General features: G+C 41.9%; 15 protein-coding genes. 8 read left to right on the top strand and 7 right to left on the bottom strand.

The genetic code is table 11. The features are described from left to right. Window positions 1-20: 20 nt before the first annotated feature. The 3 genes from PL8927_RS11130 to PL8927_RS11140 all read right to left on the bottom strand — a co-directional run bounded on the left by PL8927_RS11130 (window position 21) and on the right by PL8927_RS11140 (window position 3,835). Window positions 21-593, bottom strand: a complete 573-nt coding sequence (locus tag PL8927_RS11130; RefSeq protein WP_269322015.1) for a shikimate kinase — start codon at window positions 591-593, stop codon at window positions 21-23. Between the two features lie 48 nt (window positions 594-641). Beyond that, window positions 642-1,463 (bottom strand): LapA family protein, encoded by an 822-nt coding sequence (locus PL8927_RS11135; protein ID WP_083621230.1) that lies wholly within the window; start codon window positions 1,461-1,463, stop codon window positions 642-644. A gap of 77 nt (window positions 1,464-1,540) precedes the next feature. Next, window positions 1,541-3,835, bottom strand: coding sequence for a ribonuclease R family protein (locus tag PL8927_RS11140; RefSeq protein ID WP_083621956.1), 2,295 nt, complete (start codon window positions 3,833-3,835; stop codon window positions 1,541-1,543). 468 nt (window positions 3,836-4,303) lie between these two features. On the opposite strand from PL8927_RS11140, the gene PL8927_RS11145 reads away from it, so the two are divergent. Continuing rightward, entirely contained in the window at window positions 4,304-5,101 is a 798-nt protein-coding gene (locus tag PL8927_RS11145) for a hypothetical protein (RefSeq protein ID WP_083621233.1), read from the top strand. A 212-nt stretch (window positions 5,102-5,313) separates the two neighbouring features. Here PL8927_RS11145 and PL8927_RS11150 read toward each other — a convergent pair whose 3' ends face one another. The 3 genes from PL8927_RS11150 to PL8927_RS11160 form a co-directional block, all read right to left on the bottom strand. Continuing rightward, window positions 5,314-6,216, bottom strand: coding sequence for an Rpn family recombination-promoting nuclease/putative transposase (locus tag PL8927_RS11150; RefSeq protein WP_083621235.1), 903 nt, complete (start codon window positions 6,214-6,216; stop codon window positions 5,314-5,316). A gap of 39 nt (window positions 6,217-6,255) precedes the next feature. Then, window positions 6,256-7,179, bottom strand: a complete 924-nt coding sequence (locus tag PL8927_RS11155; RefSeq protein ID WP_083621238.1) for an RNA-guided endonuclease InsQ/TnpB family protein — start codon at window positions 7,177-7,179, stop codon at window positions 6,256-6,258. Window positions 7,180-7,367: 188 nt separating this feature from the next. Beyond that, window positions 7,368-8,294, bottom strand: a complete 927-nt coding sequence (locus tag PL8927_RS11160) for an alpha/beta fold hydrolase (RefSeq protein WP_083621240.1) — start codon at window positions 8,292-8,294, stop codon at window positions 7,368-7,370. 153 nt (window positions 8,295-8,447) lie between these two features. Between PL8927_RS11160 and infC the strand changes: the two genes are divergently transcribed. From infC to PL8927_RS11180, 4 genes are all read left to right on the top strand, one after another. Beyond that, entirely contained in the window at window positions 8,448-8,981 is a 534-nt protein-coding gene (infC, locus tag PL8927_RS11165) for a translation initiation factor IF-3 (protein ID WP_083621242.1), read from the top strand. A gap of 519 nt (window positions 8,982-9,500) precedes the next feature. After that, a complete protein-coding gene (locus PL8927_RS11170; protein WP_083621245.1) occupies window positions 9,501-12,539 on the top strand; it encodes an MFS transporter in 3,039 nt (1,012 codons plus the stop codon). Window positions 12,540-12,658: 119 nt separating this feature from the next. After that, on the top strand, window positions 12,659-13,144 hold the full coding sequence (locus tag PL8927_RS11175) for a Crp/Fnr family transcriptional regulator (protein ID WP_083621249.1): 486 nt from the start codon (window positions 12,659-12,661) through the stop codon (window positions 13,142-13,144). 46 nt (window positions 13,145-13,190) lie between these two features. Further along, entirely contained in the window at window positions 13,191-14,162 is a 972-nt protein-coding gene (locus PL8927_RS11180; RefSeq protein ID WP_083621252.1) for a bestrophin family protein, read from the top strand. Between the two features lie 34 nt (window positions 14,163-14,196). Here PL8927_RS11180 and PL8927_RS11185 read toward each other — a convergent pair whose 3' ends face one another. Next, the gene (locus PL8927_RS11185; RefSeq protein WP_083621255.1) at window positions 14,197-14,535 is read right to left on the bottom strand and encodes a DUF4870 domain-containing protein; all 339 of its coding nucleotides are present in this window, start codon (window positions 14,533-14,535) and stop codon (window positions 14,197-14,199) included. Between the two features lie 697 nt (window positions 14,536-15,232). On the opposite strand from PL8927_RS11185, the gene PL8927_RS11190 reads away from it, so the two are divergent. The 3 genes from PL8927_RS11190 (at window position 15,233) to PL8927_RS11200 (ending at window position 18,956) form a co-directional block, all read left to right on the top strand. Next, the gene (locus tag PL8927_RS11190; RefSeq protein ID WP_083621257.1) at window positions 15,233-15,673 is read left to right on the top strand and encodes a hypothetical protein; all 441 of its coding nucleotides are present in this window, start codon (window positions 15,233-15,235) and stop codon (window positions 15,671-15,673) included. A 651-nt stretch (window positions 15,674-16,324) separates the two neighbouring features. Then, window positions 16,325-17,395 carry a glycosyltransferase family 4 protein gene (locus PL8927_RS11195; protein WP_083621260.1) on the top strand — a complete coding sequence of 357 codons (1,071 nt, stop codon included), beginning with the start codon at window positions 16,325-16,327 and terminating at the stop codon, window positions 17,393-17,395. Between the two features lie 226 nt (window positions 17,396-17,621). Continuing rightward, window positions 17,622-18,956, top strand: coding sequence for a glycosyltransferase family 4 protein (locus PL8927_RS11200; protein WP_083621960.1), 1,335 nt, complete (start codon window positions 17,622-17,624; stop codon window positions 18,954-18,956). The last annotated feature ends 208 nt before the right edge of the window (window positions 18,957-19,164 follow it).

A 19,164-nucleotide genomic window follows, 5' to 3' on the forward strand; every position in this document is an offset into this window, starting at 1 on the left:
GTTAAAACTATCGTATTTTTTTAATTTAAAGCATTAGATTGGGGTTTTAAAATTGAGGGAATTTTTTCTAAGATTTGGGTGCTTATTTGTTCGGGTGTATCGCCAGAATTAATCATAATTTCGAGATCGGCTTGAGCATACAGAGATTTGCGTTTTTCTAATAAGGTTTGTAATTGTTGTTCATGATCGGGATGTTGTAATAAAGGTCGAGTTGTATCTTCTTTTAAACGATTCAAGAGTTCTTCAACGGGAACATTCAGCCAAATAATAATTCCATGTCGAAGATAACTCCAATTCATTCGTTTGAGAATAATTCCGCCACCTGTCGCAATCACAAATTTTTGATAAGCACAAAGTTGGGATAAAACTTGAGATTCTATATCTCTAAACGCTTCCTCTCCTTCGGTAGCAAAAATATCAGAAATGGATTGATGGGTAGCTTGGGTAATTAAATCATCTGTATCAATAAATCGATAACCTAATTGTTTGGCTAATAATTCCCCGACTGTGGTTTTTCCAGCCCCCATCATCCCAATCAGATAAATATTGATTCCGTTTAACTGTTTTTGCAAAATTTCTATCCTCGCTTTCAATTTAACTTTTGATAATATAGCAGAGAATTACGAATTACGAATTAGCCTTTATTTTCGGTTAGGTTCATCCTGCTCATCCTCATCTAATCCCCAATCTTCATCATCATCATTAGCCGGATAATTTGGGGGTTCAATATTATCTTGAATTTTAGTTTGAGGAGGAGGGGTAATAATCCGATAATCTGCATCATAAATCGTTTCTACTTTCCCAACTCCGGTACTACTTGAATCCCGATAGCCATAGGAATAAACTGAACCTGACCAGGATTCTGATTGAGGTGGTTTTTCGGTTTCATAAACTTTGGGTTTAGAGGTAAAGGGTTGATTTTCCTGATGATCCCATTGTTCCTGATCAGAAGAATTATCCGGTGAATTTGAAGCCGTTTGAGCCTGGGGTATTCCCGTCGGATCTTCCGGTTCCCAAGAAGGATTAAAAGGTTTAACTTCTGTTTCCCAATCATCATCAGAACTTCTGCTGCGAGTGGGTTCGGGATCAGAATTATTAACAGAATTATAGACAGTATAACCCGATGTTTGAGGAGCTTCTGGAGGTGGGGAGGGTTCACCCCAAGAGGAACTAGGATTAGGGTCTATAGAAGGTTTAGAAGACCGTCGAGATGGGTTTTGAAAGGCGGTAGGGGCGGGGTCTTCCCGCCCCAGATTTCTACTAGCAACTTGAAATAATTGGGCAATAATCCCATAAGTTAATATTCCGGCGACGATCGCTATTAAAATCCAAATAGAAAGGGGTAAGGTCGGAAGTTGATTTCCTAAAAAATATAAAGATAGAGATGGCGATAGATTTTGAATCGTAAAGATCGCCAAACCTCCCACAAAAATCAGTAAAGTAATCAGTTGTGTAATAGACATTTTTTAAAAGAAGGAGAGAGGTTGTAGAGACTAGCATGGCTAGTCTCTACAGGGGACGGTATCGACACAATTAAGCTTTAGGAAAAATAGGGTTCGTCGTTATCATCTGAAGCTTCACTGCCTCCCCCCACAGCGACTAAATCAATTTGTTGACGATAGTAGTCTACACTTTTCACCTGAACTTCGACATTATCCCCTAGACGGTATTGATTGCGATTTTTGCGACCGACTAAGGTTTGTTGACGAGAACGGTATTCATACCAGTCATCTTTGAGGGAGGAAACATGAACCAGTCCTTCTACCCGTAAAGTTGTACCGCCGGGGGACTGTACCTCAATTTCCACAAAGAATCCATAGGACTGAACTCCGGTAATTAATCCCGTGAAGTTTTGACCTGTACGCTCCTTCATGAACCCGGTTTTCTTGAGTCCTTCTAAGTCTTCCTCCGCATCCACCGCGACACTTTCCCGTTCACTCAGATGCACCACTAACTGGGTAAACTGACTTTCTAACTCATGCTGAATTTCCGGGGGGAGCACATTCCAGCTAATTTTGCCATGACAGGAAGAATGTCCTAACTCAACCCGATCTTTAGCACGAGTAGAACGGCGATCTCGTCCTTCCTCAAACACCGTTTTTAGTACCCGCAAAATCTGTAAATCGCAATAGCGAGATAGGGGAGAGGTGCAATGGGTATAACAGGGAAGTGCTAACCCAAAATGCAGTTTAGCGGTGGTACTGTAAACCGCAGGTTTGAGGGTTTCTTCTAATAAATAACTTAAAACCCGTTCAGCGCGGCTGCTCGACAATTCTTCGGTAAATTCTTGGAAGGTACTCGGTTGAACTTCCTCGTCCTCTTCCAAAAACAATTCCGTGCCCAAATGGGTTGATAATTTTGCCAATTCTGACACATCGGATGATTCTGGTGGCGGTTGAACTCGGTAAATTGCCGGAACCGCCAAGGTGTGTAAATGACTAGCGACAATTTGATTCGCTAAGACCACTAATTCAGAAATCATCGCCCGGGCCGGAGACAAAGAAGATAGAACAATCGGCCCTAGTTCCCCTTCATCATTAAAATGGCAATGGGTATCGGGTAAATTGAGTTCAAAACTTCCCCGTTCTAAGCGAATTTGGCGCACGGCTCGACTCAGTTCTAACAGATTTTCTAAAACATGGGCAAAGGGGGAAGGTTCACCATCGAGAATGGCTTCGGTCTGTTCAAAGGTGAGTTGATGATCGACCCGGACAACACTGGGTTGGAGATCGTATTCAACCACTCGTCCAGCCATATCTAAGGTAATCATAATCGACACGGCTAATCGTTCCTCATTGGGAATTAATGCCAAGCGATCGCAACACAGGCTTTCAGGATAAATCGGAATCAGTTTATCCGCCAAATAAATCGCCGTTCCCCGTTTTCGCGCTTCTCGATCAAGATCGCTATCGGGGAGAATATAGTGGGCAGCATCGGCCAAATGAATCCCTAATTGCCAATGATCCGATTTTGTTTGTTCAATACTAAAGGCATGATCGATACAGGGGCGACGGTTGGGGGTTTCTGCATCTTTTAACACCGAAAATTCCGGGTTTCCTGAATCGGGTTGAAAACTAATGGTTAAAACATTGCGAATATCAGCCCGATTTTTTAAGTCTGTTTTTTTCAAGGTGCTAGAAATCGCCTCAGCCTCTCGTAAAGCGACCGCAGGCCATTTCCGAGGTAAATCGTGTTTACAACAGACAATATCTAAATCATCGGCTTCTTCAGCATCGGAGCCCAGAATTTGGACAACATGACCCATCGGCCGATGAACTCCAATGGGATAACGCAAGACTTCAACATGAACTAAATGATCGACGGCTCCGGTGAGTTCGGAGGGATCATTAATTAAGTCCAATTCAAATAATAAACGGTCGTCTAAGGGAACGGCGCGATAGCCGGTTTTTGTTTGTTTTATTCGGGCTAAAACTGAAGGATTAGCGCGTTCTAAAATTAGATAGACTTCCCCTTCGGGTGAACGGCGACGGCTACCTTCTTTAATAATCCTAACCAGAACCCGATCGCCATTCCAAGCGGTACTCAGATGACTTTCTCGAATATAAACATCTTCTGCCCCTTCGGTATCTTGAATGGCAAAACAGAAGCCTTTACTCGAACATCGGAGTTTCGCTTCCACAATTCCTTCTTCTGGAATTCGGCGATAACGACCTTTATCTTTTTCCAGAATTCCAATTCGTTCTAAAGCATCCAAAGCAATCTGAAATCTACGGAGACTTTCCTCGTCCGGGGCGAGTTTTTTCTCCAAAGCTTTGGGCGCCACTAATTTATCATCGGAAAAATAAGCTAACAGTGTAGCGATTGAAAAGTCCATGTAGCGATTAATCCTCGTTTTCAGATCAGGTTTTGGGTTGCGGGTTTCAGGTGTCGGGTGTTGGGTGTTGGGTGTCAAGCCTGCAAGTTTCCGGCTTTTGGGTTTGAGCAAAGAAGTGATTTCTGCTTCCGGTGACACCGGACACGAAACACCGGACACCTAAGACCCCATCTTCACTCACACCAAGCGGGGAATTTCTCACAGGTTGATTGCAGAACTCCATCAAGGACAGTGTTACAATCACAGGATGAACAGAAGCCGTCTGTAAGAGGATAGATGCTCAAGGTTGAGGGATGGATTTGACCCTAACATCTAGCCATAAGCGATCGGGCTAACTCTGAGCTTGTGGAATAGTACCCAATGTTGATTCCCTGGGTGCTTGTCAGATAGGGTACAGAATTTGTGACGTTTAGCTGCGTAAATGACTAATCTTTAATTATATCGTAGTTTGTTTAGGAAATATTAATTATGTTGGCTCAATTGAGAACTCGTTATCCGACAGGGAGTTTAATTTCGGAATTGCTGACGATTTATCAAGGAAAATATGTCGTTCGGGCGATGGTACAAGTGGACGGTGTAATCTTAACAACGGGATTAGCAGCCGCCGATACCGTTGAATTAGCAGAAGATCACGCCAAGAAACGGGCTATTCAAGCTCTGGGAATGGATACAACTCTACCTAAAATTGCTATTCCCGCCGAACCGTTAAAATCGACCGAGAGGGAGGTTAAGGATAAAGTTGTCAGTCCTCCCCCCTCAGAACCCGTAAAAACCGATAGTCTTCCCCCAGTGTCTTCTTCTGTTCACTCCGAGGAAACCCCTAGTCCTAGTATGATCGGGGCGGAGTCTTCTACTTTGACCTCGGATGATTGGTTATCCGCAACCTATATTAATCCTAAAACTGAAACGCCAAAATCAACTCCAGAGAAAGACGCAAAATCATCCCCTCCTACTGGGTCTAAAGGACGCAGTGCTTCTTTACCCCCAATTCCTTCAACGACGGAGGGGGTTCCAACTTATCCTGATGAACCGGAATTTAGTAGTTCATCCGTTGCTTCTAGTCGTCCTCTGGAAACCACAGATTTTTCCTCGGATATTGCTAAAACGGATATTGAATTAAAGCGCTTAGGCTGGACTCCTGAACAAGGTTCGGCTTATTTACAAAAAACATACGGAAAGCGTTCCCGCCGTCTGTTAACGGATGCTGAATTATTGGATTTTCTGCATTATTTAGAGTCTCTTTCCACACCAACAACAGAATCATAAAGGGATTTTGACACTAGAGGAAGTGACTCAGAATCATTGCGGATTGATGAAACTATCATACTTTCAATTCCGTTATCAATGTTGATGTGACCCATAAAGTGTAAATCCTGATTTAATCGATTCAAATCAGCCCAGGAATTTCTGATATCAGAAGTTCTGGCTGGATAGAATTCCGGTTATAAGAAATAACCCTTTTTCTCCGCAATAGTTAATCATGACTCACTTCGGGAGCGTAACTCTTCAATGGCTTTCAGACTTAATCCCGTAACTTCAGCGATCGCCTGATTATTCAGTCGATCTAGTAGGTTTCGAGCAATACCACGCTTTTCTTCTTCCCGTCCTTCTTCCCGTCCTTCTTCGCGTCCTTCTTCCCGTCCTTCTTCGCGTCCTTCTTCCCGTCCTTCTTCCCGTCCTAGTGCGATCGCTCCTTGCTGATCGTAGATAAACATTTCCCTGCGTTCCAAATCTTCTAACTCCTCAGCAGTTAAGTCGGCTTGATTGGCAATTTCAAAAGCTCGGTGTAGTTCAGGAATATCGTCCATATTTTCAGGAATAGAAGTGAGCGATCGCGCAAATTTAATAAAGTAAATCCATTTATCCGCAATGGTTTCAAGCTGGTCGAGTTCTTTGGTAAACTTAGGCAACTCAACGAATACTAACTCAATATCGTTATCACGATAGTACCAGCCTTCAGACTTCTCTCGATAAACAAAACGAGAAATCATTTGCTCCTGATCAGGGAACATTTCAAAATCAGTAATCGTTAAAGCAATCACGGGTTTAAGCATTCGGTAGCCTTCTCCGGCTTGCAATTGAAAAGAGTATGTTTTCGCAGCATTAAACAAAACCCTTTTACCAAAAGACTGCACGTTTAAAACCTGCATTTCAATAATCACAAGTACCCCGTTATTCAGTCTGGCTTTAACATCGAGATAGGTATCTTTAAAACCTCGGATTTGAGGCGGTAAGTTGGGATTAATGATTTCTAAGTCTTCAATGGTAGAATTGCCTTCATAAACCAAGGCATTCAGAAAGCTAATCAGAATGTCTTTGCTTTCGGTAGCACCAAATATCTTTTTAAAAGCGTAGTCCGTTTTGGGGTTGATAAATCTCATGATTTTAGTCAAATCTGTTTGCTTTGACATACTCCCCCGTTAAACTTCGTTGTAACGGGGGATTCTTAAACTCACATTTAAGATTTCCTGTTTCACAAATTCTTGACTAGGTGTTACCACCCCCGTCAGACCATCTCCACAGGCATTTTCTAACACGCCATGCCCTAGCGCGTTATTTTCTATACCCCGATTTCTGATAACTTGTGCTGCTGCTACGTCTCGATGGGTTTTGTAACCACATTCAGGACAATCATGTTCTCTGATATCAAGAGTCTTTTTACCTATAAGTAAACCACAATTAGGACAGATTTGTGATGTGTAATTCTTGTCAACAGTCGCTAGAAATTTATCCAAACCTAAATCAATCCCTAACGGATGACCCCGAAAAGGAACATCGGGAATATTAACCTCTAACTGCATGGAAAGCATCATAAAATAACCTGATGCTTTTCTGACAATACGGGCTTGTTTGACTTCAAACCCTTGAGGAATTTCTCTGGACTTTCTAAACTTTACCCATCCCAATTGAGGGAATTTGATTTGATTCCCTTTCACACAATTTTGGAGCATTTGAGGATAGACATAAGAGCGCATCCTGTACTGATTTTTGAAGCGCGGGAAGCCTAACTTTTTAGACTGCATATCAGCAAACGCTCTATCTAAAGTCCTTAAAACTTGTTGTAAGACTTGAGCGTTTACTGATTTCAGCATTTTGTTAGTTTTCTTGGCTTCTGTTAGTGCTTTAGCTTGATTGTGATAATTAGGATAAGGTGTATCGGCAGGGATAATATATTCTTGTTTTAGGGAGCAAGCGTTAACAGGAGATTTTCGAGATGCCAACCAATCCTTACGCTCTCTTAAGGCATAATTCCAGACTGAACGACAAATATTTAAGGTATGTTCTATTACCTCAATTTGTTGCTTGTTTGGAATTAACTTGTACTCGTAAGTTACGGTTAGCATCGGTTCGACCTTAGAATTATGCTTTTGTTAGTTTAACAAGTTCTACACAGGATATCAACTTGTGTAAAAAGTCTCCTGATCGCCTCAGAAGGTAACTAACGAACTTGACAAACGCCGCCCGAAATGAGATAATGTCGATAGGGCTGATATGGGCATACACTTGATTTATTATTCAACGTCCGCAACCCTTAACTCAGATCAAAGCTTTCCTCCAGCCAAGTTAAGATTTCAGCATTCACCCGTTCTGGACATTCATCATGGGGGCAATGTCCAGCATTTTCTAACTCTATTAATTTCAAATTAGAGTGATATTGTAAATATTGACGAGGGTTAGCCAATTGAAGGGGAATTAATCGATCTTGTAAACCCCAAAGTAACAAAATAGGAACAGTTAATTGGGGAAATAGCGTTTTAACTGAAGGCCCTAAGTGAGGACTCCCCATCGTTTTAAAAATAGAACAAAACGCCCGTGCTGCACCTCGTTCCAAAGCAGGAGTGACTAAAATTTCAACTAATTCATCAGTAATAGCATTGGGATTATCATAAGCTAACTGTACCCAACGACGAACAAAACTAGGACGACGAGCCAGAGCAAAAAATAATCTTAAAACCGGAGGAGAAGCCACAATATTTTGTACCGTTTCCACCACCGGAACCATCCAGGGCGGTAACATTTCCAATTGAATTCCAGGGTCAGGAAGACTAATTAAAACTAATCCTTTCGCTAATTCGGGATATTGGGAAGCCACCATCAAACTGATTAAAGAACCAATGGAATTTCCCACTAAAATCACAGGTTGTCCGATAAAAGTCTTCCAGAAGTCATAGACTTGATCCACCCATAACTGAGCACTGTAGGGAGCGATCGCTTTTTCCGAACCCCCGAACCCCAATAAATCCAAAGCATAAACCGTGTGAACTTGACCCAATTCTGCTAAATTGGATCGCCAGTGTCCAATCGATGCCCCAAATCCATGTAAAAAGATCATCGGGTAACTGGGAAGAGAAGACGGGGACAAACGAGGGCGACTATAAGCGTAGCGAATGCGCCAACCTCGCCAAATCCAGTCCCGTTGACAGCCGATTTGGTCTTTCCAGCTTGCGAAACTAACCAAACTTCCTCCCCTCAAAACATAACTTTACAATTTCTAATGTTAACGTTTCTGGAATTTAGGTTAAATTTGGGACTAAATACCGATGGGAATGAGTACAATAAGGAATTGTAGATCCATATAACCATCCTAATTAATCGCTTGCAAACTTCTTTAATGCCTGTGACCGATAAAAAAATCAATCGCAATTTGCCTCCAATTAACGAAAATATCCGGTTTCCCAAAATCCGGGTCATCGATGCAGATGGCGCTCAACTTGGGATTCTCACACCACGTGAAGCCATGCGGATGGCGGAGGAAAAAGAACTCGACTTGGTATTAGTCAGCGACAAAGCCGACCCCCCGGTGTGTCGGATTATGGACTATGGCAAGTATAAGTACGAACAGGAAAAGAAAGTTCGAGAAGCCAAGAAAAAACAACACACCATTGATGTTAAGGAAGTCAAGATGCGCTACATCATTGACGATCACGATTATAAAGTGCGCGTCAATCAAGCCAAACGCTTCCTGCAATCTGGGGATAAAGTCAAAGCCACCATTATGTTCCGGGGTCGGGAAATTCAACACAGTCACCTTGCTAAGGCTCTCCTCGACCGCATGGCCGTTGACTTACAAGAATTGGCTGAGGTGCAACAAGAGCCCAAACAAGAAGGACGTAGCATGATGATGTTGCTCTCGCCGAAGAAGTAGAAGTTGGCTGTTCGCTGTTGACGGTTGACTGTTAACCGTCAACTGTTAACCGATACCTACTACAAATCGGCTAAACTCTATCTGGGAATGTCGCAAGAGGACTCCCGTTAACCTTCGGTTTAACGGTGAGATGAATTGCGACCAGCAAATAAACCGACCCAAGGGAGACGATTAAATTAAAACGTGTGTTAAAATGAAAGAACCAATGCACCCAAGTGTGCCTAGAGAAGCAAGATTGGTGGTTCTCGCCAGATAAAATGTCCGACCAAAAAGAAATACCTGACATCAGGGGCGGCATAGTTTATGAAAGAGAAATCGAAACATAATCCCAGTTTTGTTGTCTGCTGCCGGGCAGTCAGTTGACGTTAAACAGATGCTTGTGGAGGGGAATCTGGACGGGGTTTTAAGTCAGAGATGACTTGAGACTAGACAAACCCAATGAAGCAAGAATCTCCCGTCGAGCGCGTAGCTTGACGGTGAGAGTGTCAACTTAGACATACAAAGGGGTTTGGGCATCGCATGGACAAGCCAGTGAGTAGTTCCGCTCTGGTGGGACAAGGGGTGCTGCGGGGACTCAATCTCCGTCAGGAAGAAGTAGAAAGAACCCTACTGATGTTTTTAGTCTATACCTTGGCATCAGTGGGGTTAATTTGGTTAGAACTGAGTACCGTTGGCTTATTTCTCGATGAATACGGTGCCGATAAATTGCCTTGGATCTATATCGCTAGTGCGGGGATGGGTTCAGGGTTAGGTTTTGTTTATTCATCGCTGCAAAAAGTCTTTCCCATGCGTCGGGCAATTGTGATTATCTTTGTGATCATGGCAATTCCCCTATTTTTATTTCGTTTGGGAATTGGGTTATCCGATGTCAAAATATTAGGGTTAAGCGTTCAATTTATTACCCTATTTTTAATGTGGTTGTGGGTGGAAGCTTGTTATGTTCTCAACGACTTAAATAATTCCATCACAGCCAACCAACTGTTTAATATTCGAGAAATTAAACGCACTTATCCCATTATTAGTAGTGGATTTCTAGTCGCTGGGGTAATTAGTGGTTTTTCTCTCCCCCTACTGTTAAGAGTCGTTGGACTCAATAACGTTACTCTAATTTCCGGGGTTATGGTACTCCTAGCCGCTGGAATTTTATTTTATCTCTCTCAACGCTACGGTCAATCTTTCCCCGACTCTACACGCTGGGTACCTGAAGACGAAGAACAAGAATTTAGCACCCGCAACCTCAAAGGCCCCGTCTTGGGTTATGTGATTCCTTTAGTTTCCTTTTTTGTTCTCGCAGAAGCGTTATATGTCTTAGTTGATTTCCAATTTTTTAGTCAATTGGAATTTCAAAATGATACAACCGGAGCCAGTGGAATTGTTAGCTTCCTCGGAGTTTTTGAGGGGATTTTAAGTGTTTCTCAAGTGTTAACCCAGTGGTTTGGTTCAAGCCGTTTGGTGGAACGCACGGGGGTATTTGTCACTGCAATTGTTTTACCTGTAGGAGTCATTCTTTTAGGCACTTTTTCCTTAATAGGTGGGATCACCGGAATGTTTTCTGTGTTTGTGGGATTTGTGATCCTACGGTTTTTGGATGAATTATTCCATTACACCTTAATTGAAACTACCGGAGCCGTTCTATTTCAACCCCTACCGGATCACGTTCGCAGCGATATTCAATCAATGGTGAACGGGGTGTTTGAACCCATGTCAACGGGGGTGACGGGGGTATTAATTTTAATTACCCTCTGGCTGACCCGTGTGATTTTACCCAACTCGACATTAACAGAGTTACAGAGTCAACAGGGATTAGTGTTCGTGGGTCTGATCGTTCTCATGGCCTTGGTCTGGTTATTTGTGGTTTGGTTAATTCGAGCGCAATATGTGAGTTTACTGGTTCGTAGCGCCGAACGCGGACGGTTGAGTGTCTCGGACATCGATATGCCTCAACTCAAACGCAATGTGGTTGAAACCCTGAAGAAACCCGGAGAAGAAGCGGATAAACGTTCCTGTATTGAACTCCTGAGTCAACTGGATGCCAAAAATGTTGGGGAAACTCTGGTTCCTCTGCTGAGTAGTCTAGCCCCTGGGTTACAGCGTCAGAGCTTGGAAATTATGCTCAACCATCCAAATCCAGCCTATTTGGAGGAAATTCGGGCTTTTACTCAAAAACCCTTGCCCCCGGAAGTCCTGGCCCTGGCTTTACGATACCTATGGTTAACTGAAACCAGTCCTGATATTGAGCAGTTGCGTCCCTATCTCCAAAACAAAGTTGATCCCGTTGTTCGGGGAACTGCCGCCGCCCTAATTTTACGTCGAGGCGATCGCGAACAAAAGGCCGTCGCCACTAATACCATCCGGCGCATGATTACCTCCCATCAAGAACGGGAACGGGTGATGGGGGTTCGCGCCCTGGGAGAAGCCGATTATTTACAAGGACTCCGGCTCTATCTTAACGATTTATTACAAGATGAATCTTTGCGGGTGCGTTGTGCATTGTTAGATGTGATCGCTTCAACCCATTTGGAAGAATACTATCCCTCTTTGATGAAAGCCCTGTCCTATCGTTCTACACGCGATACAGCCTTACAGGCGTTAGTCAGATTGGGTAATGAGGCAATTCCTCTATTAGTACAACAGGCTAGTGATATCTATAAACCCGATTTAGTCCGGTTACAGGCTTGGACAGCCCTGGGCGAAATTGCCACCACCGAAGCCCTTGATACCCTGATCAGTGAGTTGATGATTTCCTGGGGAACGACCCGGCGCAATATCCTGAGAATATTACTTAAAATTCCTCAAGATGCTGGAATTGAAGGGGTGTTAGATCGGGTGGGCCGAACAGGGGTGGAAGTTTTAATTGAGCAGGAATTAACCTTCATCGGTCAAATTTATGCCGCCTTGCTGGATTTGTCCTTGGAAAAACCCATACTGTCCGACTCAGAAGATTCCGATACCTTTGACCCCTTCGATCCCGGCGTCCCCGATCTGCAAGCTCCCCAACAGTTATTAAAACGCGCCTTGGAGGGGTTAGAAGTTGATGCGGTGGATCGGTGCTTTTTGTTAATGAAGTTTTTGTATCCCCATAGCTCCATTCAAGCTGCATCTTTTAATATTCAGTCCAATTCCTCTTCTAACGTGGCACGGGGTTTAGAAATCCTGGATAATGTCGTCGATATTGCCAATAAACGAGCCTTAATTAGCATTCTGGATCAGCACTCTAAATTAGAGAAACTCGATAATTTATCGGATTTAGTCAGCTATCATCCCCTAAAACCGAGCGATCGCCTCCGCCGTTTGTTAGAATTTCGTCATTTTCTCTCAGACTGGGCCTTGGCTTGTTGTTTCCATTTAGCCAGCAGCGCCCGATGGAGTTTAACGGCTGAACAAGCCCTGATGTGTTTGCGTCACCCCACCGGGTTTGTCCGAGAAGCTGTCTTAGCATATTTAAAGATTGCCTCTCAACGGGCTTTGATAGAATTATTGCCAATGCTACAAAATGATCCCGATCGTTTAGTCGCAGCCCAAGTTGAGGAATTTATGGTACAGCTTGGAGTTAAGTAGTGATAAGAATTATAGAGTGCGGAGTACAGACTACAGAAGTTAAGATTTCCCCCCTGTTCCCTGTTCCCCGTTCCCTGTTCCCTCCTAAAATCTGAATTTTTTAATTTTTTAGTAAACTTATGTTAACTAGCGTTGAACGCCTTTTATTTGTCAGGGGTGTCCCGATTTTTAAAGAATTACGAGACGATTTTCTCGTGCGTCTAGCATCAGTAATGGATGAATTATCCTTTCCGGCTGAACATAGTATTTTTACTGAAGGCCAAGAAGGGAGAGCGCTCTATATTGTGGTTTCTGGACGGGTGCGAGTTCACATTGGCGATCGCAATTTAGCCGAGTTAGGAAAAGGGACGTGTTTTGGCGAAATGTCTTTATTTGATGCTGAACCTCGTTCAGCCACCGTTAGCACCTTAGAAACCTGCGAATGTCTAGTATTGACCCAAATGCAACTCTATGATGCTATTGATGAAACCCCCGGAATTGCGATTAATATTATTCGCTTATTATCTCGACGAATTCGAGAACTGAATCAAAAATTAAACCCTCCCACTCCCAACCCGACCGTCGAGGGAAGTAAAGTTGTTGAACTGCGACCTTCGGCGGGATAGTCCGTCAGTCAGCATTTTCAGGAGGATAACCCTTCACCCAGAGTGTATGTCTGATCTCGAAAAAAACTGGTTTCAGTTAACAGTCCGTATTAAAAGCTCCGTGATTCCAGCAATTATGCCCCGTGTGATTTTATGTACAACATTGGGCATGGTAATTTCTCTATTAGCTCATCAAGGTTTTCCCTTACCCAGTGAAGTATTTAGCTATTTTATTTTTCCTGATTTAGTTCTAGGTTTATTGTTAGTTTTTAGAACAAATACAGCCTATGATCGATTTTGGGAAGGTCGAAAATTGTGGGGAACTTTAGTCAATACGGTTAGAAATTTTTCTCGTCAAATTTGGTTAATGGTTCCCGAAAAAGAGGTTAATGATACTGAGCATAAAATCGCTATATTAAAATTATTAGTTGCTTTTGCCGTTGCCACTAAACTTCATTTAAGAAGAGAAAAAGTTAATCCAGAAATTCAGGCTTTAACCTCCCCAGAACAGTATAAAAAACTGCAAACAATGAATCATCCTCCTCTGGAAATTGCCTTTTGGATTGGCGATTATTTACAGGATCAAAATAAAAAGCATCACCTTCATATTTATCAATTAACCGCTTTATATAAACTATTAGATACAATGGTTGATGTTTTAGGAGGTTGTGAACGAATTTCCAAGACTCCTCTGCCTTTAGCTTATCAAATTCATCTCCAACAAATTTTATTAATTTATTGTTTAATTTTACCTTTAAAAATTGTCAACAATTTAGGATTGTTTACAGCATTGGTGGTGGGAATTATGACTTTTACCTTATTAGGAATTGAAGAAATTGCTCGCCAAATCGAAAATCCTTTCGGTTATGACGAAAATGATTTACAGCTTGATGTAATTTGTCAAGCCATGTTCAAAAATATTGAAGATTTAGTTTCCCTCCCTCCCAGTGTTCAAAATTATGAGCAAGAAATCAAAGCTAAACTTAATGATATCGCAGTCGCCCAGGAAGTTAGGACTCCTACTGATTCAGAAACCTAGACTTGTACCCCCCTATTCCCAATTCCCAATACCCTTATTCTTGAATAATCCGAAAAATGAAAGGATAAGAATAGGGTTTATCGGGATTAGAAACAACAGAAACAATCGCCAAAATTGGCATAATAAAACTAACGAGTCCCAAAACAACTAATAAAGGGAACCCAATTAATACAAAAGTGAGAAGCACAAAAATGAAAGCATAAATATATAAATTAATGTGAAAATTTAACGACTCTCTAGCATTGGCTTTGACAACGGGATCTTTAGATAAAAATAAAATAGCGATGGGAATTCCGATCGCAACTAACGTAGCACTAAAAAAGATCGCACCATGACTCAATGCGGACAGAATCAGACGTTTATCTCGTTCCATGAGGATAACTCCTTTAAGGGTAATTCATTTATAAGAAAAGGATGGGAGATTGAAAACTCAGTGTCTTCAGACCTGAGATGAAAAGCGACCCAGGGGAATTTATTGCCCGTGAATATTTCTCCAATCTATGTTAGTATATCCAGTAACAGGAAAGGTAAACAACCTGTATAAAAACCTAGTCGCCTAACGGCAAAACTCTGAACCTTGACAATTGAATTTATAGGGTTCTACTGCACAGTTCTAGTCCCCCCAGCAGTGGGTAAAAGATTCATGGGAAGCTCAACAACCAGTTTTTGAAACAAATTTGTTTCAAACTAAAAAAAGAACTCGCAGTCATGCGAATAGGGTAGGGCATACCCAAATTTACGCAAGGGCGTGAATCCCACCTCTGGTTAAAGCACTGCAAGGTACTTTGATTAAGTGGTTTCGCTGAACCAAGAATCGAGCGCGTCTTCAGACCTGAGAGTGTCAATATATAGCAATCCCAAATAAGTGATATTCCATCCCTAAATCTTTCCTACAAATAAATGATCGGATGGCTACCTATCCCCTATCCCCTATTTTCTTGTCCCCTATTTTCTTGTCCCCTCTGTTCCCTGTTCCCTGTTCCCTAGCACTATAGATCGATGAGTCTTGGCCAAATTTTGAGGAATAAGGTATAACTACGGGTGGGCCATCAGGAGCAGGAAAGTTAATCATGAAATTGAGTCGTATTTTAGTGGGATTGTCGCTGTTGTGGGCAGTTCCAGTTTTTGCTCAAGTTTCTAATACTCAGGTACAGGCGTTAGTTGAGGCGTTACGTTTAGCCGCACCCCAAACGGGAACGCCGAATGATGGATTGTATTCAGAGTGGCAAATTAAACCAGAGAATATTCCCCGGTGGTCAAAACTCTGTATGGGTCAGGAAATGACCCCGGCTCAATTTGAAGCAGACCAGGCTAAAGCAAGAGAAGTGTTAGGCTGTGTGATGACGGATGTGTTGAAAGAAGAATATCCCAAAAGTCAGGATAATGAAGCCATTGCTATTCGTCGCGCCGCTGCTTGGTGGATGACAGGCGACCCGAATCAATATAACCAAGGTCAAACGGCTAGTTATACCGAAAAAGTGTTGCAGTTTTATCAACAACAACGCTCTTAGAAGAGGGAATAGGGAATTACGAATTACGAATTACGAATTACGAATTACGAATGGGAAACAGGGAACAGGGATAGAAAGTTTTTGGTAGCTTTTAATACAATACCATTGCGGAAAATACGGCTATGGGGATATGTTTAACATCTGATCCCTATTTTTTGATCAACCATCTCAACAGCGATCGCCCGGTAAGAGAAAAGGCGATCGCTATTATTTGGATTTTCAAGTTTTCTATTTTTTAAAATAAAATAGCAATTTAATCTGAACCCCTTAGAAACAATTTAGTATCAAATTTAATCAACGAATCCAAAAATATATATTCACTTTTTTAAATTTTCGACTTCTGAAGAATTTATTTTCAGCCTAAAAGCCTATCTATTGATAGGAATATTCCCCACAGCATCAGATATTTATCTCTCGAAAAGAAGATGACTTATAACCAACCTGCTGAATAAGATTATCAAAGTCTACCTAAAGCTTGGTAGAGAATGCCGTACTCATTTTAGAGCGGTTTTCACTACCTTAGCAATATTTACAAAATCACTAATATCTTATTACAACTTCAGATAGGTAGGGCTGGCTCAACATTAATGTTTGAGATATCATCCAGTATCTATTTTATCTCAAGATGTCGAATAAAAACAGGAGGTTTTCATGAGAATCGCACAAATTGCCCCGTTATGGGAAAGAGTGCCCCCCCCAGCTTATGGCGGTACAGAATTAATTGTGGGATTGTTAACGGATGAACTGGTAAAACGAGGTCACGAAGTCACCTTATTTGCATCAGGAGACTCGATAACTTTTGCTGAATTAGAATCCGTTTGTCCCCGTTCTTTACGCTCAGATCCGAAGGTTAAAGAACCGGGACTTTATGATATGATTCAGTTAGCTTGGGTGTATGAACGAGCTTCAGAATTTGATATCATTCACTCCCATGTTGGCTGTGCAGCCTTACCTTTCAGCAGTTTAGTTAAAACTCCAACGGTGACAACTCTGCATGGTGTCTTCACGCCAGATAATGAAAAAATGTTTCTCCATGCACGTCATCAACCTTATGTTAGTATTTCCAATGATCAACGGGAACCGCGCCTAAAATTAAACTATGTTGCTACCGTTTATAATGGTATTGACACTGACACCTATCAATTCTATCCTCAACCTCAAAACCCGCCTTATTTAGCCTTTTTAGGCAGAATGTCTCCTGAAAAAGGCCCCCATTTAGCGATTGAAATTGCTAAAAAATTTGGATTACCGTTAAAAATGGCAGGAAAAATTGATGCGGTTGATCAAGAATACTTTAATACTCTGATTAAACCCCAGATTGATCACAACCAAATTCAATTTTTAGGAGAAGCTAACCACGCTCAAAAGAGTGTGTTAATGGGGAATGCCTTTGCCACCTTATTCCCGATTACTTGGCGAGAACCCTTTGGATTAGTTATGGTAGAATCGATGGCAACCGGAACCCCAGTTATTGCTATGAAAATGGGGTCAACTTCCGAAGTGATTGCCGATGGAATTTCAGGATATCTATGTGAAACGGTCGAAGAGTGTGTAGTGGCTTTAGGAAAAGTTGAACAGATGAATCGGGAAAAATGCCGTCAATATGTTATTGATCATTTCAGTGCAAAACGGATGGCAGATGGCTATGAAGCCGTTTATCAACAACTCATCGCTGAACGCTTCAGCCAAAATGGAAAACTTAAGAATTTAACCGCAGCTTAATCCTAAAATTACAGGATTAACTGTTTCTGGTTTTCATCACTTATTCCTCAGCAATTTCAACAAACTTAACCTTGAAACAGTCTTATAGCTGTTTACTCATCGCTGATAGAATAATCTTTCATACAATCTGGATTTATCTATGAACCCCTTAAATCAAACGGTGAAAACATCTACGTTCAATGCTTCCCAGGGAACTGCTAAAAAATCAACTCCCATTTCTCAGCGTTTGGGAAGCCGAAATCGACAACCCATTGCTTTAATTTCTATTCATGGCGACCCGGACGTTGATATTGGTCGGGAAGAAGCGGGAGGTCAAAATGTATACGTCCGTCAAGTCGGTGAAGCCTTAGCAAAACTCGGTTGGCAGGTCGATATGTTCACGCGCAAAATTCACGCCAACCAACCGACTATTGTTCAACATTCTCCCTACTGTCGAACCATTCGCCTCAGCGCCGGGCCGTTAGAATATATTCCGCGAGATGAATTGTTTGAATATTTACCTGAATTTGTCACCGCGTTTCAAAACTTTCAAGCCAAAGAAGGTACAAATTATCCCCTCGTTCATACTAACTATTGGTTATCGGCTTGGGTAGGGTTGCAACTCAAAAAACACCATAACGTTCAGTTAGTTCATACTTATCATTCTTTGGGAAAAGTCAAATATCAAGCTGTTTCCCATCGTCCATCCATTGCAGATACTCGTTTAGCGATTGAACAGCAAATTTTAGAACAATCAAATACCGTTATTGCCACCAGTCCCCAAGAAGAAGAAGTCCTGCGATATTTGGTATCGCAAAATGGTCATATTTCCGTCATTCCTTGCGGTACAAATTTAGAGAATTTCCATGTTATTTCTAAACCGGAAGCGCGGCTAAAATTAGGTTTAGACCCCCAAAAGCCGATTATTTTATATGTTGGACGTTTTGATCCCCGCAAAGGCATTGAAACCTTGGTTCGCGCCTGTCATCAATATCAAACAACGACCAACGCATCGTTTAAACTGATTATTGCGGGAGGATCTGACCCCAATAAAACCGATGGTCAGGAACGTCAACGCATTGAAGACTTGGTGAATGAATTAGGATTAACAGAACAAACCTGTTTTCCAGGGCAATTAAGCCATGATATTTTACCGTTATATTATGCGGCGGCGGATGTTTGTGTTGTTCCCAGTCATTATGAACCTTTTGGGTTAGTTGCTATTGAAGCGATGGCTTGCGGAACTCCGGTGATTGCATCTAATGTAGGAGGGTTGAAATTTACCGTTATTCCTGAAGAAACGGGGTTATTAGTTCCTCCTCAAGATATTAACGGGTTTGCTGATGCAATTAACCGAATTTTAACCGATGATGTTTGGACGCAAAAACTCAGAAAACAGGCGTCAGTTCGGGTTAGTGAAAATTTTAGTTGGGTCGGAGTAGCAATTCGTTTGAGTGATTTATATCGCCGGATTTTAGCAGAATCAATTATGGATGAACGATTGTTACCCCTGTCTCGTTCGATTACAGCTTCTGAAATTACAACTATTCCGGTGACAAATCCAACTCGCAAAGTTTCTTAAACTGTTGGGTTTTAGGTATCGAGAATTCAGCACAATTCAATTGAATCAGAGTGCAGTTTATTCACTAATTTATCAGTCCGCTTGTTGCGGACTTCGTTTGTATGAGATCAAGTTTTAACCTTTCCAAACAAAATTTTAACTAACCGGATGATGTATTTATTATTTAGAGTTTATACAATATAGCTGGGGAGAATAATTTATGTTTTCT

Origin of the sequence: Planktothrix serta PCC 8927, assembly GCF_900010725.2 — a bacterium.
GTDB classification, from domain to species: domain Bacteria; phylum Cyanobacteriota; class Cyanobacteriia; order Cyanobacteriales; family Microcoleaceae; genus Planktothrix; species Planktothrix serta.

Bases quoted from the DNA above. Each gene is read 5' to 3' on its own strand.
- PL8927_RS11140 (WP_083621956.1), bottom strand. From the start codon at position 3,835: ATGGACTTTTCAATCGCTACACTGTTAGCTTATTTTTCCGATGATAAA.
- PL8927_RS11135 (WP_083621230.1), bottom strand. From the start codon at position 1,463: ATGTCTATTACACAACTGATTACTTTACTGATTTTTGTGGGAGGTTTG.
- PL8927_RS11145 (WP_083621233.1), top strand. From the start codon at position 4,304: ATGTTGGCTCAATTGAGAACTCGTTATCCGACAGGGAGTTTAATTTCG.
- PL8927_RS11195 (WP_083621260.1), top strand. From the start codon at position 16,325: ATGAGAATCGCACAAATTGCCCCGTTATGGGAAAGAGTGCCCCCCCCA.
- PL8927_RS11180 (WP_083621252.1), top strand. From the start codon at position 13,191: ATGTCTGATCTCGAAAAAAACTGGTTTCAGTTAACAGTCCGTATTAAA.
- PL8927_RS11170 (WP_083621245.1), top strand. From the start codon at position 9,501: ATGGACAAGCCAGTGAGTAGTTCCGCTCTGGTGGGACAAGGGGTGCTG.
- PL8927_RS11185 (WP_083621255.1), bottom strand. From the start codon at position 14,535: ATGGAACGAGATAAACGTCTGATTCTGTCCGCATTGAGTCATGGTGCG.
- PL8927_RS11150 (WP_083621235.1), bottom strand. From the start codon at position 6,216: ATGAGATTTATCAACCCCAAAACGGACTACGCTTTTAAAAAGATATTT.
- infC (WP_083621242.1), top strand. From the start codon at position 8,448: ATGCCTGTGACCGATAAAAAAATCAATCGCAATTTGCCTCCAATTAAC.
- PL8927_RS11155 (WP_083621238.1), bottom strand. From the start codon at position 7,179: ATGCTAACCGTAACTTACGAGTACAAGTTAATTCCAAACAAGCAACAA.
- PL8927_RS11190 (WP_083621257.1), top strand. From the start codon at position 15,233: ATGAAATTGAGTCGTATTTTAGTGGGATTGTCGCTGTTGTGGGCAGTT.
- PL8927_RS11175 (WP_083621249.1), top strand. From the start codon at position 12,659: ATGTTAACTAGCGTTGAACGCCTTTTATTTGTCAGGGGTGTCCCGATT.